This window comes from Pseudomonas beijingensis, from assembly GCF_030687295.1.
GTDB classification, from domain to species: Bacteria; Pseudomonadota; Gammaproteobacteria; order Pseudomonadales; family Pseudomonadaceae; genus Aquipseudomonas; species Aquipseudomonas beijingensis.
This window is the reverse complement of sequence record NZ_CP117425.1, coordinates 4595003-4611257: the sequence shown is the minus strand read 5'-3', so window position 1 is coordinate 4611257 and position 16255 is coordinate 4595003. Positions and strand designations below refer to the sequence as shown.

Genomic DNA, 16255 nt, shown 5'->3' with positions numbered 1-16255 from the left:
ACGCGAACGCATTGTTTGAGGAAGTGCCATGGATGATTCGACGTTCGACCAACTGGAGGCCGCGCTCCTTGTTGCGCCCGGTAACGTCGCGCTGCTGACACTGTTGCTCAACGCCAGTGTCGAGCGCGGCGAGTACGAGCGCGGGCTTGAGTTGCTGCCTGCCGATCTTGAGCAATGGAGCGATGCCCAGGCCTTGAAAATGGCCGCTGCCGGGTTATGTATCGCCGCGGGCCAGGCGCAACGGGCGCTTGGCCTGATTGAAGGCGACGAGCCTGCCGCGCGGATGCTCAGGGCGCGCGCCTTCGCGGCCCTGGAGCGGATGAAGGAGGCCCAGGTGGAGTACCGCGCCGCGGTGGATGCCAACCCGGCCCTTGAAGACATGGCGCTATGGCGTCGATTGAACGTATCCGTGACTGACTTTTCCGCAGCACAAGGGCGTCCGCGCTTGCGCGTGATCTCCAATGACAACACCGACCAGACCGAGGTCCGTCGCCTGTTGGTGCCGGAAAAGGAAGTCCTGTCCTTCGATGACATTGGCGGCCTGGACGAGCTGAAGAAAACCATTCACAAGAAAATCATCCTGCCTTACCAGAAGCCCGGCCTGTTCCAGCGCTTTCGCAAGCGGGTCGGTGGCGGCGTGTTGCTCTATGGGCCTCCGGGATGTGGCAAGACCATGCTGGCCCGGGCCACGGCCGGGGAGTGCAAGGCGACATTCTTCAACGTGGCTATTTCCGATGTCCTGGACATGTACATCGGCGAATCCGAACGCAAGTTGCACGCGCTGTTCGAGCAGGCTCGTGCCCAGGCTCCGGCAGTGATGTTTTTCGATGAAGTCGAGGCCTTGGGTGGCAAACGTTCCAATACCCGGGATTCGACGTCTTCGAAGCTGGTCAGCCAGTTTTTGTCCGAGATGGACGGTTTTACCAAGGACAACCACGGCGTACTGATCCTCGCGGCAACCAACGTGCCTTGGTCGGTGGACTCGGCTTTCAGGCGCCCGGGGCGTTTCGACCGGGTGTTGTTCGTGCCGCCGCCCGACCGGCCGGCCCGGGAAGCCATGCTCAAGTTGATGATGGCAGGCCGTCCGATGGCCGAGGATATCGACTTTGCCTTCCTGGCGAAAAACACGTCGGGCTTTTCCGGCGCGGACCTGGGTGAGCTGGTGGAAACCGCCGCTGACGAAGCGATCGAAGAGTCCATCAGCGACGCGAGCGAACAACCGATCTGCGATCGGCATTTCAAGCACGCCCTCAAGGAAGTGCGGGCAACCACCCTGGAATGGCTGACCACGGCGCGCAATTACGCGCGTTATGCCAATGAAGGCAACCAGTACGACGAGGTGCTGGCCTTCCTCGACAAACATGGGAAGGGTCGTTGATGGCGCAGTACGGTGGTTATCGCATTGAAGACGAACCGCGTCCCGGCGCCCTGGCCAAGTGGGCCGTCTCGCCTTTTTGGCCGTTGCTGGGGCTGATGCTGGGGGGCGCCTGGCTTGGCTTGCCGTGGTTTGTCTTCAACGCCATCGCGGTGGGCAGCCCGACCCGCGTACGTGAGTGGCTGCTGGCCGGCCTTTGCCTGGTGGGCAGCCTGGTCATCGGCGCGGTGCTATTGCAACTGGTGGGCGCCGGTTACATCCAGAGCCAGGCACAGATCCAATACGCCTTGTTGACCCTGGTGGTGTGGAAACTTGCCATCGGCTACCTGCTGTTCATGCAGCAAAACGCGACCATCGAGATCTACCAGTACTACGGTGGCGTGCTGAACCGCTTTGGCTTGCCTGTCGTGCTGGTTGGCGCGTTTGTGCTCAAGGGCATGGTCATCAAGTGGGTGCCTGCCACTCTCTGGTATCTGGTGGTGAGCTGATGAATACCGATTATCTGCTGCAACTGGCGTATCAACGCTTGCAAGCCGACCATTACGACGGTGCCATCGACGCGCTGCGCCAATTGCTGGCGAGCGATCCGGGTTCGGCCGAAGCCCATGCGTTGCTGGCGGTCTGCCTGATCAATATGCGCCGTGTGCATGCCGCCAGGCGCGAGGTGCAGTTGGCGCTGGTGGCCGATGCACAATTGCCGATTGCCCATTACGCTGCCGCCCAGGTTGCCATTGCCCTGCGCAAGTTCAAACTGGCCCAGGAACACTTGACCCAATTGCTGGACATGGAACCGCTCAATCCGGTCAATTACCGCACGCTGGCCGATCTGTACCAATTGACCGGCCGCCAGGAGCAAAGCCGCGAGCCGTTGGAAAAAGCCCTGGAGCTGGGCCCCGACGATGCGTCCAACCTGGTGGCCATGGCCCAGTTTTATCGTGCCAGCGGCGACTGGGGGCAGGCGCATCAGTTTGCCCGCCAGGCCTTGCAGTCCGAACCGGGGCATACCGGGGCCGTGGTGGTGCTTGGACATCTGTTGTTGCGCGAAGGTGACGTCGAGGGCGCGCGTGAGCACGCCATCTGGGCCTTGCAGGAAAACGCCAATGACCGCGCCGCGCTGCACTTGCTGACTGCCGTCAAGGCCCGCAGCAGTCTGTTTTTAGGAGCATGGTGGCGATTCAACAGTTGGATGAGCGAGCGCAGCGCCAGTCGCGCCATCGTGGTGCTGTTGCTCATGTTCGTGGTCTATCGGGTAGTGGTTATCACCCTGACGGCCCAGGGCTATCCGCAGGTGGCCCAGGTGATTGATTGGCTATGGCTGGGGTTTGCCGTGTACACCTTTGCCGCGCCACAGATATTCAGGCGCTCCCTGGAAAAAGAGCTGGCCCAGGTCAAGCTGTCCAGAGAGTTCTAAATAGTGGGTGGCCACACGGCGGTCAGTCGTGCCTTGCCTTGGAAACCCACGACATTATTGGAGATTGCTTAACATGTCGTCTTTTGCAGAAATGATCAAGAACATCACCCCCGACATCTACCAGAGCCTGAAACTGGCGGTGGAAATCGGTAAATGGGCCGATGGTAACAAGCTCACCGCCGAGCAGCGCGAGCTGTCCCTGCAGGCGATGATCGCCTGGGAAATCCAGAACCTGCCCGAAGACGAGCGCACCGGCTACATGGGCCCGCAGGAATGCCAGTCGAAGTCCACCGAAGTGCCGAATATCCTGTTCAAGTCGGACGCCATCCATTGATCGAGATTGGCCGCGGTGCAATCAGCAAGATGTCGGCGCGCCTTGACGGGCCGACCGTTCAATACGCCTTCCGCCTGGACGAGGTCGAGGTGCCGGTCAACCCATTGATTGGCAGTACGATTCGCCTGGAGTTTCTCGGTGCGATCCACTGCACCCATTGCGGACGCCGGACCAAGACCAGTTTCAGCCAGGGTTATTGCTACCCGTGCATGACCAAGCTGGCCCAGTGCGACCTGTGCATCATGAGCCCCGAGCGTTGCCATTTCGACGCAGGCACTTGCCGTGACCCGGCCTGGGGTGAGCAATTCTGCATGACCGATCATGTGGTCTACCTGGCCAACTCCTCGGGCGTGAAAGTCGGCATCACCCGCGCCACGCAATTGCCGACCCGCTGGCTGGACCAGGGTGCCAGCCAGGCGCTGCCCATCCTGCGGGTCGCCACCCGTCAGCAGTCAGGGTTTGTCGAAGACCTGTTCCGCAGCCAGGTGGCGGACAAGACCAATTGGCGTGCCTTGCTCAAGGGCGACGCCGCGGCGGTGGACCTGCCGGCAATTCGCGACGCGCTGTTCGAAAGCTGCGCCCAGGGATTGCAGGGCTTGCAGGAACGATTCGGCCTGCAAGCGATCCAGACCATAGCGGACGTCGAGCCCATCGAGATCCGTTACCCGGTGGAGCAGTATCCGACCAAGATCGTCAGCTTCAACCTGGATAAGAACCCGATTGCCGAAGGCACGCTACTGGGGATCAAGGGCCAATACCTGATTTTCGACACTGGCGTGATCAACATTCGTAAATACACGGCCTACCAGCTCGCCGTGCATCAGTAGAAGGATTCGACCCATGCGCACCGAACAACCGAAGATGATTTACCTCAAGGACTATCAGGCCCCCGAGTACCTGATCGACGAAACACACCTGACCTTCGAGTTGTTCGAGGACCACAGCCTGGTCCATGCGCAACTGGTGATGCGCCGCAACCCCGAGCGCGGCGCCGGGCTGCCGCCATTGGTGCTCGATGGCCAGCACCTGGAGCTGGTCTCGCTCAAGCTCGACGACGCCGACCTGGGGCAGGGCGAATACCAGTTGGACGACAGCCACCTGACCGTGCACCCCAAGGCCCAGGCCTTCACGGTCGACACCACCGTCAGGATCCACCCGGAAACCAACACCGCCCTGGAAGGCCTGTACAAATCCGGCAGCATGTTCTGCACCCAGTGCGAGGCTGAAGGGTTCCGCAAGATTACCTATTACCTCGACCGCCCGGATGTGATGAGCAAGTTCACCACCACCGTGGTGGCCGAGCAGCACAGCTATCCGGTGCTGCTGTCCAACGGCAACCCGATCGCCAGCGGTCCCGGCGAAGACGGCCGGCACTGGGCGACCTGGGAAGACCCGTTCAAGAAGCCGGCCTACCTGTTTGCCCTGGTGGCCGGTGACCTGTGGTGCGTCGAAGACACCTTCACCACCATGACCGGGCGTAATGTGGCGCTGCGCATCTATGTCGAGCCGGAAAACATCGACAAATGCCAGCACGCCATGACCAGCCTGAAGAAGTCGATGCGCTGGGACGAGGAGGTGTACGGGCGCGAGTACGACCTGGACATCTTCATGATTGTCGCGGTCAACGACTTCAACATGGGCGCCATGGAGAACAAGGGCCTCAATATCTTCAACTCCAGCGCCGTGCTGGCCCGCGCCGAAACCGCCACCGATGCCGCGCACCAGCGGGTCGAGGCGATCGTCGCTCACGAATACTTCCACAACTGGTCGGGCAACCGCGTGACCTGCCGCGACTGGTTCCAACTGTCGCTCAAGGAAGGTTTCACGGTGTTCCGCGACGCCGGGTTCTCGGCCGACATGAACTCCGCCACCGTCAAGCGCATCCAGGACGTGGCGTACCTGCGCACCCACCAGTTCGCCGAAGACGCCGGCCCCATGGCCCACCCGGTGCGTCCGGACAGTTTTATCGAGATCTCCAACTTCTACACCCTGACCGTGTACGAAAAGGGTTCGGAAGTGGTCGGTATGATCCACACCCTGCTGGGGCCTGAGGGTTTCCGCAAGGGCAGTGACCTGTACTTCGAGCGCCACGACGGCCAGGCCGTGACCTGCGACGATTTCATCAAGGCCATGGAAGATGCCAACGGCGTCGATCTGGCCCAGTTCAAGCGTTGGTACAGCCAGGCCGGTACGCCACGGCTGGCGGTGAGCGAGTCTTACGACGCCGCCGCCAAGACCTACAGCCTGACCTTCCGCCAAAGCTGCCCGCCGACCCCGGACAAGATGGAAAAGCTGCCGTTCGTGATTCCCGTGGAACTGGGCCTGCTGGACAGCCAGGGCGCCGAGATCCCGTTGCGCCTGGCCGGTGAAACGGCGGCAAACGGCACGTCCCGGGTGATCTCGGTGACCGAGGCCGAGCAGACCTTCACCTTCGTCGACATCGCCGAACAACCCCTGCCTTCGTTGCTGCGTGGTTTCTCGGCACCGGTGAAACTGAGCTTCCCGTACAACCGCGACCAGTTGATGTTCCTGATGCAACACGACAGCGACGGCTTCAACCGCTGGGATGCCGGCCAGCAATTGTCGGTGCAGGTGTTGCAGGAACTGATCGCCCAGCATCAGCAGGGCGCCAGCCTGACGCTGGATCCGCGCCTGGTCAGTGCGCTGCGCAGCGTGCTGTCGGACGAATCCCTGGACCAGGCCATGGTCGCGGAAATGCTCTCGCTGCCTAGCGAAGCCTACCTGACGGAAAATCAGCGAAGTGGCCGACGTCGAGGCGATCCACACCGCCCGTGAGTTCGCCCGCCAGCAGTTGGCCGAGAACCTGTTCGAAGCCCTGTGGCTGCGCTATGCCGCCAACCGCGATCTGTCGAAGAAAACGCCATACGTGGCTGAGGCCGAGCATTTCGCCCGTCGCGCGTTGCAGAACATCGCGCTGTCGTACCTGATGCTCACCGGCAAGCCTCAAGTGGTGAGTGCGACCCTGGAGCAGTTCGACACCGCCGACAACATGACCGAGCGCCTGACCGCACTGGCAGTGCTGGTCAACTCGCCGTTCGAGACCGAAAAGGCCAAGGCCCTGGAAGTGTTCGCGGAAAACTTCAAGGGCAACCCGCTGGTCATGGACCAATGGTTCAGTGTCCAGGCCGGCAGCCCGTTGCCGGGCGGCCTGGCGCGGGTCAAGGCGCTGATGGAGCACCCGGCGTTCAATATCAAGAACCCGAACAAAGTGCGGGCGCTGGTGGGGGCATTTGCCGGGCAGAACCTGATCAACTTCCACGCGGCCGACGGTTCGGGTTATCGCTTCCTGGCGGACTTGGTCATCCAGCTCAATGGCTTCAACCCGCAGATCGCTTCCCGGCAACTGGCCCCGCTGACCCGCTGGCGCAAATACGACAGCGCCCGCCAGGCGCTGATGAAAGCCGAACTGGAACGCATCCTGGCGTCCGGCGGGCTGTCCGCCGATGTGTTCGAGGTGGTGAGCAAGAGCCTGGCGTGACCTTGAAGGCGCGCGGTCTGCCTGGCGGACCGCGGTGCCTTCATCGCGAGCAAGCTCGCTCCCACAGTAGATCTTCAGTGAACGCATATTTTGTGATCAGCCTGGATCCCCTGTGGGAGCGAGCTTGCTCGCGATGGCGTCAGACCCGCCACCGCCTACAGAAAAATCCCCCGAACGCCCGGTCCGGTTCAATGGTGAAAGGGAGTGTGTACTCAGGGTTTGTACAAAAAAGATCAATTGTTGAGAGATAAAAGCCAGGTTGCGAATACGCTGAGGTTTATCGACTTTATCGGCGTGGCTCATGAGTGATTCGGTTAAATGCTTATTTTAGAAAAGTTAAGTTCTTTTCCAGAGCCAAGAATGGCCAGTGCGTAGAAACTTTCACTCGTTGTATAGTTCCTGGCAAGTAGAATGTTCAGGCTGAGGGCATTGACCAAGGCTTCTTCTTTTTCTGGTGCTGGATCATCTGTTTCTTTAATAAATTCGGTACTTAAGAATCTAAGGTCATCATGGAAGGTAACGCTGGCGGAATATTTATTGCTATGTCCGATACTCCCCATTACTTTGTAATTTATAAAGGTGGCACCCCTGTATTTTATTGGTGAAAATGAATGATGGCAGATTCATGTCCCATGAGTGCCCTGTGCCTTCCAGCAGCTTTCTTACGGTAGGGGTATCCATGATGTAGGTGTTGTAGGGTTCTACGTCGAAGCTTTTTTCGTTATTAATATTTTTAGTGGTTGTCATGATATTCGCTCCTCGTGCGATTGTTGATTTAATATTGCGAATGGTTTATCTGTCGGAGGTCACTGCGCGGTGTGGCGAGTGTCGATTAGGAAAGGAAAGAGGGCTACTGTCAGAAATAACAGGGTTTTATATTGATTTTGAATTAGCCATATAGGCGGTCGTTGTAATGGCTGTCTTGTGCTGGAGGCAGGTGTCCTCGTCATCACCCTACCGAATACCCCGCCATTCACCCCCAGCGCCAACCCCCGTGGTTAACAAAAGATAACGCGGCGTCGATTGTCAGACCTTTCGAAAGCCCGATAGGATAGGTCAGCTTCCGAAGTGGCTCTAGATTGCAGGTTTCAGGACTATGCTCCAGGACTGGCAACGTACCAAGCCATAACAATAATAATGGGGGAAAGGTCTATGAATGAGCCTGTCACGGCTGTGGGCCGCTGCCGGCCGCCGATGCTGCGCAGAATCGCGTTGCTGGCGGCTTCGGCGCTCTCGCTGCTGGGCTCTGCGCTTTGTCGGCACCGGTGATGGCGGTCGCGGCGTCGACGTCCGATGTCATCTATTCCGTTGAATCGGCCAAGGCCAGCAAAACCTGATGCTCGATGTGGTCCATGCCGGCCAGCGCCTGGTGGCGGTCGGTGATCGTGGGCACATTGTCTATTCCGACGATCAAGGCACGTCCTGGACCCAGGCCAAGGTCCGACCCGACAACTGCTCACGGCGGTCTTTTTCGTCGACGACAAGCACGGCTGGGCCGTGGGGCATGACGCGCAGGTCCTCGCCAGCGACGACGGTGGCAGCACCTGGACCAAGCAATTCGAAGACCTCACCCGTGAAGCACCGTTGTTGGATGTCTGGTTCAAGGACGCCAGCAGTGGTTTTGCCGTGGGGGCGTACGGTGCGCTGTACGAGACCACCGACGGCGGCAAGCACTGGGAAGACGCCAGCGATCGCCTTGATAACGAAGACCAGTTCCACCTCAATGCGATAGCCGCCGTGAAAGACGCCGGGCTGTTCATTGTCGGCGAGGCCGGCAGCATGTTCCGCTCTGCCGACTGGGGCCAGACCTGGGAGAAGGTCGAAGGCCCGTATGAAGGCTCGCTGTTCGGGGTCATCGGTACTGCCCAGCCTTCGACGCTGCTGGCCTACGGCTTGCGCGGCAACCTGTATCGTTCCACCGATTTTGGCGGCACCTGGGAGCAGGTCGTGCTCAAGGCCGCCCGGGGCACCCTGGAATTCGGCCTGTCAGGCGCCACGCTGTTGGCGGACGGTTCCATCGTGATTGTCGGCAACGGCGGCAGCGTGGTGCGCAGTACCGACGATGGCGAAAGTTTCAGCGTGTTCAACCGCCCGGACCGAATCTCCGTGGCGGCCGTCACGGCGGCAGGCAACGGCAACCTGATCCTGGCGGGGCAAGGCGGCGTGCGCGCCACCACGTCCACCGGCGCCGAACTGAGCAAATGAGTCAGGCCTGCAAGACGGGCATAAAAACAAGAAGGCGGACCCCATGAGCAGTCATCACCAAGACAAGGCGACGTTCCTCGAGCGCCTGATTTTCAACAACCGCCCGGCAGTGATCGTCATTTGCCTGCTGGTCAGCGTTTTCCTGTTCTGGCAGGCCACGCTGATCCGCCCCTCCACCAGTTTCGAAAAAATGATCCCCCTCGAGCACCCCTTCATCCAGAAGATGCTCGAGCACCGCAACGACTTGGCGAACCTGGGCAACACGGTGCGCATTTCCGTGGAAGCCACCAATGGCGACATCTTCTCCAAGGAATACATGGAGACCCTGCGCCAGATCCACGACGAGGTCTTCTACATCTCTGGTGTCGACCGTTCCGGGCTCAAGTCATTGTGGAGCCCGAGCGTGCGCTGGACCGAAGTGACGGAGGAGGGCTTCGCCGGCGGCGAGGTGATCCCCCAGAGCTATAATGGCTCGGCCGACAGCCTCGACCTGCTGCGCAACAACGTGCTCAAGTCCGGCCAGGTCGGGCGCCTGGTGGCCAACGACTTCAAGTCGAGCATCATCGACATTCCGCTGCTGGAGTCCTATCCCGACCCGCAGGACCAGGGCAAATTGCTCGCCCTCGACTATCGGAAGTTTTCCCACGAGCTTGAAGACAAGATCCGCAACAAGTTCGAAGCCCAGAACCCGAATGTGCAGATTCACATCGTCGGCTTCGCCAAGAAAGTCGGTGACCTGATCGACGGCCTGGTCATGGTGGTGCTGTTCTTCGGCGTGGCCTTCGTCATCACCCTGATTCTGTTGTACTGGTTCACCAACTGCATGCGCAGCACCGTGGCGGTGCTGACCACCACCCTGGTGGCGGTGGTCTGGCAACTGGGGCTGATGCACGCGGCCGGTTTTGGCCTGGATCCGTACTCGATGCTGGTGCCGTTCCTGATCTTCGCCATCGGCATTTCCCACGGCGTGCAGAAAATCAACGGTATCGCCTTGCAGTCCAGCGAGGCGGACAACGCCCTGACGGCGGCACGCCGCACCTTCCGCCAATTGTTCCTGCCGGGGATGATCGCGATTCTGGCGGACGCCGTGGGCTTCATCACCTTGCTGATCATCGACATCGGCGTGATCCGCGAACTGGCCATCGGCGCCTCCATCGGCGTGGCGGTGATCGTGTTCACCAACCTGATCCTGCTGCCGGTAGCGATCTCCTACGCCGGCATCAGCAAGCGTGCGATCGAGCGCAGCAAGAAAGACGCGACCCGCGAACATCCGTTCTGGCGCCTGCTGTCGAACTTCGCCAGTGCCAAGGTCGCGCCGGTGTCCATTGCCCTGGCGGTGATCGCCTTTGGTGGTGGTCTCTGGTACAGCCAGAACCTGAAGATCGGCGACTTGGACCAGGGCGCGCCGGAACTGCGTCCGGACTCGCGCTACAACCAGGACAACAACTTCATCATCAGCAATTACTCCACCAGCTCAGATGTGCTGGTGGTGATGGTCAAGACCAAGGCCGAAGGCTGCTCGCGCTATGAAGCCATGGCCCCCATCGACGAACTGATGTGGAAGATGCAGAACACCGAGGGCGTGCAGTCGGCGATTTCCCTGGTGACCGTGTCCAAGCAAATGATCAAGGGCATGAACGAGGGCAACCTGAAGTGGGAGACCTTGTCGCGCAACCCTGACGTGCTGAACAACTCCATCGCCCGGGCCGATGGCCTGTACAACAATAGCTGCTCCCTGGCACCGGTGCTGGTGTTCCTCAACGATCACAAGGCCGAGACCCTGGACCGCGCAGTAAAGGCGGTGCAGGACTTCGCCAAGGAAAACAACCGTGATGGCCTGGAATTCATCCTCGCCGCCGGTAACGCCGGCATCGAGGCGGCCACCAATGAAGTGATCAAGGAGTCGGAACTGACCATCCTGATCCTGGTGTACATCTGCGTGGCGACCATGTGCATGATCACCTTCCGTTCCTGGGCAGCAACGCTGTGCATCGTGCTGCCGCTGGTGCTGACGTCGGTGCTGGGCAACGCCCTGATGGCGTTCATGGGCATTGGCGTGAAGGTCGCGACCCTGCCGGTGGTGGCCCTGGGCGTGGGGATCGGCGTGGACTATGGCATCTACATCTACAGCCGTTTGGAAAGTTTCCTGCGGGCCGGGTTGCCGTTGCAGGAGGCTTACTACCAGACGCTGAAATCCACCGGCAAGGCGGTGCTGTTCACCGGTTTGTGCCTGGCCATCGGCGTGTGCACCTGGATCTTCTCGGCCATCAAGTTCCAGGCCGACATGGGCTTGATGCTGACGTTCATGTTGCTGTGGAACATGTTCGGTGCGTTGTGGCTGCTGCCGGCGCTGGCGCGGTTCCTGATCAAACCTGAAAAACTGGCGGGGCAGAAGGGCAATTCGTTGTTTGCGCATTGATCGAGAGCGAACCCGTCCAGCACAGCCCTAGTGGCTAAACCAATGTGGGAGCGAGCTTGCTCGCGATAGCGGTGTGACAGTCAATGAAGGTGTTGAATGTCTGTCCGCCATCGCGAGCAAGCTCGCTCCCACGGGTTTTCCGGCCAAACACGACCCTGTGGCGAGGGAGCCCCTCGCTTGAGGTGAAGAATCAAGGCGCCAACGGCAAGAACTTGTCCTGGGCCAAGGACTTGCCGATCTGTCCTCGATGCACATTCACCACCGCGTAGGGGCTCTGCGCCTTGGCGATCAGCGAGTGGTAGTGCTCCCGGCGTTGCTCCTTGGTTTTCAGGTGCGCGACGCTGTAGTCGGCTTTTGGTGTGTCGACCGTTGCATAGTGGAAGTGCGCATACCAGAGGGGAAACCCGTCATGGTCGTTGATGGCGTATTCCTGGAGGAAATCCTTGCGCTCGCCTTTCAAGGCCACGCGTTCGCCGAGCAGCGCGACCTGGATCAGGTTCTTCTCGAACAGGAACCGAAGGTTGCTATCAGTGGGCGGCAATTGCAGGCTCAACTCGGTGCGCAGGGCGCTGCCCTTGAGCGTCAGCCTGGTCATCGCGTCCGACAACTGCTTGGCCAGCGCCTGATCGGCCGGCGTGCGCGTGGTTGGCGATGCGCTGAAGGCCCGGTCGAGTTCGGCGGCGAGGGCGCGGAAGCGGTCCGCCTCATTGTTCATGATTTCCTCGATTTCCTGAGGATGGCGGCAGTGCTTCTTGTAGCTTTCAGCGTGGCGTAGGCGGCCTTCCAACTCATCGAGGATCTTTCGCGCATCGGCCTTGATCGCCTTGAGCGATCGCGTCTTGGGGGCCGGCGTCGGTCGGCGTACCTCGACCACGTCCCAGACGTCGTCATGGCGCGAATAGGTGGCGATCACCTCGTCATTGGCTTCGGAGCGCACTTCGACGACTTCAATCGGCAAGGTCGTGCCGGCGGGTTTCAGGTCGCCAATCAAGACACCACTGTGGCGGGTCTTGATCACCTTTTTCTGCGGACGCCCGGCGGATAGCTTGGGGTGCTTGGGTGCACGCTTGCGTGGTTTGGGCTCGGGTTTGAGTTCCGCAGCCAGTCTCCCGGACGCGTCCTGGTAAAGGCTGTCGACCAGTTTGATCAGCCGGTCGAAATAGCCTTCGTTGAGGTCGTCGGCGTAGAGGACCTTCAGCCCCTGCAAGCCGTCCAAGGCCTTGCCATAGTGCTCGGTCAGGCTTTCCAGTACCGCCAACTGCTCCGAGGGCGACAGCTCGTAAAGGCGTAGCTCAGCCTGGGAACGCATGTGTTCCCCCAGTGGTTTGACGATGCGCAGCAGGCTGTCGGTAAAGTCGGAGACGGGGTGTTTGACCGACAGGAGCGGCAGAGTGCCCAGCAGCAGGACTCTGCTGCCGGTGACATTTCTTTCATCCAGCGGGCGGTCTTTGGTCAGCCGTTCGAACGCTGCCGCGCCAGCGTCATCGAGGTTCAACAGCCGATCCAAGTAGTCGTCCTTGAGTTTCAGCCAATGGACCGCACGCTCGTGGATGTCACTCAACGTATCGAGGAACTGCAAGTAGCTCTCGAGGTGATCGGTGAGCGCCGCTTCCACGTTATCTTCTCCTAGGAAACGGGGATGGGCGTCATTGGTGGCGATGTAATCCCTTTGCGTCACCAGGAAGGCTTTACGGGCATTGTTCACCACGTTTTCCAACAGCCCAAGCATGAATTTAGGCGCCAGCGCGATACCCAGGCCGGCCCGTTCGGGGGCGCTGTTGACCAGGCTCATATACAGGTCGGTCTGCTCCTGGAGCAGGTCATAAAAGACTTTGCGTTTCGGCGCGCGCTGGGCCTCGGTGTAGGGGCCTTCGTCAAGGCGTGTCATGACTTGCTGGGCGACGTCCACGGCTTTTTGCAGGTCGGCGTCCTGGGCAATGCGTCGGTTCAGTTCCGCGGTCAATTCGAAGCTGCGCTGGGTATTCAGACGACTCAATGCCGCCACGCGTTTGGGGGGCGCACCGCCCAGCAGGCGCAAGCGCAGGTCCAGGGACCAGTGGCCTTGGGTGTCCGATTTGAGCGCCGGACCGTTTTTGCTCGGGTCGAGCGGGTCGACAATGGTCGCGCTGCCGTCCTCTTCCGGAGTGACTCGATACAGGACGCCGTCGACCTCGGCGTGCCAGGTGTTGTTGATCACGTAAAGGCCCTTGTAAGGCCCGTAGGTCACCGGGTCGGGCAGTGCTGCCGGGCGCGTTGCCTGCAAGCGCAGCAGGCGGGTGCGTTGTTCCGGCGTCAGGCGCTGACGCGGGCTGGCGAAACTGAAGTCCAGGACCCTGCTGGCGGCTTCGGCGTGGGCGCCAGGCAAGGCAACGGGGCCTTCGACAAGGCTGGGCAAGGCCGGGGCGGGCCATAGTCCGGGGATCGCGCGTGGTACCGGGGGACGCATCGCCTGGGCCTTGATCGATTCGGGTAGCGCCGCGCGAACAGGCACGTGGACGGCGGGAAACTGGCTCACCAGCAGGGCCAGGTTGACCAGCAGATCGACAGTGGCGAGTTCCCGTGTCACCGGGTCTTCGCTGCCCAGGGCCGGGATGTCGTTTCGGGCGCTGGCCATCAGGTTCCACAGCCAGACGGTGGTCATGGCCGGGCCACGCAGCAAGGGGAACAGCAGCGTGTTGAACAACAGGCTGCCACCCTCGAGCAGCACCGCCCAGCGGCTCTCGCTGTTGGAGACCGAGGCCCGGTCGGCCTGGGTAACCAGGGCCTGAGCGTTGCAGCCGTAGAGGTACTGCATGAGTTGGCCTTTTTGCAGCGATTGCAGCAGATCGTCGTGGCTGTCGTCGTTGGCGAGGGTCGCCGGGGCGGGCTTTTCAGGCTGCTCGAACTCGTCACCCGGGAAAAACCGCACGATGTGTGGCTCCAGGAAACCACCGTTGGCATACACCGGGCGTGCGGCATCGGACAGCCAGGTCAGGACGCTGTCCTGCAGCTCCCCGGCACTGGCGATGGCCTGCATCAGCGCCTGGCGCGTGGGGAATTCCCGCAGCGTCGGCGCATGCAGCGGTCGGTACAGCACGTGCGGGCCGGTGGTGATGTCTTGCGGCTCGACAATGAACATGTTCATCACGACATCGGCTTGGGCTTGGGGCTTGCGCAGCAAAGCCAGGTGGCGCATGACCACCGGGCGGCCATCGACCTGTTGGTCGTGGGGGTCGGTTTGCAGGACGGCTTCCATCAGCCGCAGTCCTTTGCGGGTCATGCCGTTTTCCTTGGCGAGCACCTGCTTCAACGTCTCCAGCGCCAGTTGCGCCGGGATCTGTTCGGCGAACATCTGTCGACGCCGCTGCGCCTGGGGCGAATCGCCAAGCAACTTGTCTTGCAGGTAGTGCGGGTAGGTGGTGCCAATGTCGATCTGTTCGATCAACCCGTCCCGGCGGGTGATGAACTCCGGCGTCAACCATGCAGGCAGCGCCAGGCCCAGGCGATGGCTGATCGTCAGGCTGCCGCTTGGCCGGGCGACGAGGTTGCGGATGGCCAGGTCGGTCAGGCTCATCTTCCTTTTTTCGCTGATACCGGCGGTGCCGGGATACCCCGCGGACACGGTGAAGATCAGCACCACATCGTCGGGTTGGTAGTGGTTGGACGGCACCTTGTCCGGGCTGCTGTCGTTGGTTTGCTGCATGCGCTTGAACAGGGCGTCGGCCGTGAAGGCCTTGATGTCCTTGATGTCGCTGAGAAAGGTTTGGCCGTGGTGCCGTTTTTTGGCGCTGGCCAGTACCAGGCTGTGGTGTTGGAACGTTGTTTGGTCGACGACGGAGGCCTGTTGCAGCCATTTGGGCAACAGTGGTTCGAGTTGAGCCGACGTTTTAGGCGTGAGGCGAGGGGCATCGAGCAGAGCGCGGGCCGGGTCGCTCAAGTCGTTGTAGAGCTTTTTCAGGTTTTGCAGGCCGATCCGAGCGGGCAGTTGTACGGTCTTGAGGTCGGCCAGTTGCTGTTCCAGCAGCATGGCTGCCTGGATTTCGAAGGTATTGCCGCTGATCTCGTAGCGCTGGCAGGTGACGGTGTCGACCACGTACCGACTGGCGATCCGTTCGCGCCAATGTTGGTTGAACGCCTCCAGGGAGGTGAAGGCGTGCACCGCGCTGCCGGGGCTGCACAACAGGAAGACGGTGGCGTCTGTGGTAGCGCGGGTCAGGAGGATGTCGCTGCCGATCAGCACGGTGCTGGTCGTGCCTTGGGTGACCAGGGTCTCCAGGCTGTAGGCGTATACCGGCGCCTGGCGGTTGTCACGCAAGCGTCTGTCACGGTCCGGCCAGCGGATCACTTGGTCCAGGGCTTCACGTGCCGGGTCGGTGAGCCCCGGTTGTTGCAGCCCACGGATATGCAGCATGTTCTTGAAGGTGTCGCTGAGCCATTGCCAGCGGCTGATAGGGCTGTTCGCCTCGGTGGGTGGGCTGGCATCGAGGTCGTCGCTCCAGTAGCGGGACAGCGCCTCTTCCAGCCCGATGGGTACGCTCCAGGACAGCTCACGCAATACCTTTTCGATGACCTTCATGTCCAGCGTTTGATTGCCTGACCAAAGACGGTGGGGAACGCTGTCGGAAAGGTAGTAATCCAGATTGCCCTGTGGGCTCAGATCCAGGGGGGTACCAAGCGCCAAATAGTTGAGGACCCATGCCATGAACGATTGAAAGTGCCAACCGCGCCCGACCACGTCCGGTGTTGCCAATTGGGTCTTGGCGAGGTCGAGGGTCAGCCAGGGGTATTTGTCCTTGAGGGCTTGCTCAAGCATGCGCTGGGCGACCTGTTCGAAGGTCGGGCGGCTGGCGAATTGCAGGCTGACCCGTTGTGCCAATGCGGCGGCGGTGTCAGCCGTGGGGAGGGCGGTCATGAGAAGTCCTTTTCATAAGTGCCATGGCCGTCGGAATGACGACCAGAAAAGTATCGACTTCGCTGTTCCGGGTGGGTGGTATATACATACCACCCTGTCGAATGCGGGTTGTGGCAGGTCT

General features: G+C 60.8%; 9 protein-coding genes and 2 pseudogenes. 8 read left to right on the top strand and 3 right to left on the bottom strand.

What is annotated here, in order from left to right; translation table 11 throughout:
* The first annotated feature begins 28 nt into the window (after positions 1-28).
* The 6 genes and pseudogenes from PSH84_RS20540 (at position 29) to pepN (ending at position 6619) form a co-directional block, all read left to right on the top strand.
* Complete coding sequence (locus PSH84_RS20540) at positions 29-1378, top strand: AAA family ATPase (RefSeq protein ID WP_305481702.1); 1350 nt, start codon at positions 29-31, stop codon at positions 1376-1378.
* Positions 1378-1863, top strand: a complete 486-nt coding sequence (locus PSH84_RS20535; protein ID WP_122565607.1) for a hypothetical protein — start codon at positions 1378-1380, stop codon at positions 1861-1863. Before PSH84_RS20540 ends, PSH84_RS20535 begins: the two co-directional genes overlap by 1 nt.
* Positions 1863-2786: a tetratricopeptide repeat protein gene (locus tag PSH84_RS20530; protein ID WP_305481701.1), complete on the top strand. Its 924-nt coding sequence runs from the start codon at positions 1863-1865 to the stop codon at positions 2784-2786. The genes PSH84_RS20535 and PSH84_RS20530 overlap by 1 nt, the downstream gene beginning before the upstream one ends.
* Before the next feature lie 73 nt (positions 2787-2859).
* Positions 2860-3120 carry a YeaC family protein gene (locus tag PSH84_RS20525; protein ID WP_122565605.1) on the top strand — a complete coding sequence of 87 codons (261 nt, stop codon included), beginning with the start codon at positions 2860-2862 and terminating at the stop codon, positions 3118-3120.
* Positions 3117-3947 (top strand): DUF2797 domain-containing protein, encoded by an 831-nt coding sequence (locus PSH84_RS20520; protein ID WP_122565604.1) that lies wholly within the window; start codon positions 3117-3119, stop codon positions 3945-3947. Before PSH84_RS20525 ends, PSH84_RS20520 begins: the two co-directional genes overlap by 4 nt.
* A gap of 13 nt (positions 3948-3960) precedes the next feature.
* Positions 3961-6619 (top strand): annotated as a pseudogene (gene pepN, locus PSH84_RS20515) (aminopeptidase N).
* A gap of 96 nt (positions 6620-6715) precedes the next feature.
* On the opposite strand, the gene PSH84_RS20510 reads toward pepN, so the two are convergent.
* Both PSH84_RS20510 and PSH84_RS20505 read right to left on the bottom strand, forming a co-directional pair.
* Positions 6716-6922 (bottom strand): hypothetical protein, encoded by a 207-nt coding sequence (locus tag PSH84_RS20510; RefSeq protein WP_305467234.1) that lies wholly within the window; start codon positions 6920-6922, stop codon positions 6716-6718.
* Positions 6923-6933: 11 nt separating this feature from the next.
* On the bottom strand, positions 6934-7179 hold the full coding sequence (locus PSH84_RS20505; RefSeq protein WP_305481700.1) for a hypothetical protein: 246 nt from the start codon (positions 7177-7179) through the stop codon (positions 6934-6936).
* Between the two features lie 592 nt (positions 7180-7771).
* Between PSH84_RS20505 and PSH84_RS20500 the strand changes: the two are divergent.
* Positions 7772-8824: pseudogene (locus PSH84_RS20500) on the top strand (WD40/YVTN/BNR-like repeat-containing protein).
* 43 nt (positions 8825-8867) lie between these two features.
* Positions 8868-11243, top strand: a complete 2376-nt coding sequence (locus tag PSH84_RS20495; protein WP_122565600.1) for an efflux RND transporter permease subunit — start codon at positions 8868-8870, stop codon at positions 11241-11243.
* A 190-nt stretch (positions 11244-11433) separates the two neighbouring features.
* On the opposite strand, the gene PSH84_RS20490 is transcribed toward PSH84_RS20495, so the two are convergent.
* Positions 11434-16134: a dermonecrotic toxin domain-containing protein gene (locus tag PSH84_RS20490; protein WP_305481699.1), complete on the bottom strand. Its 4701-nt coding sequence runs from the start codon at positions 16132-16134 to the stop codon at positions 11434-11436.
* Positions 16135-16255 lie beyond the last annotated feature (121 nt).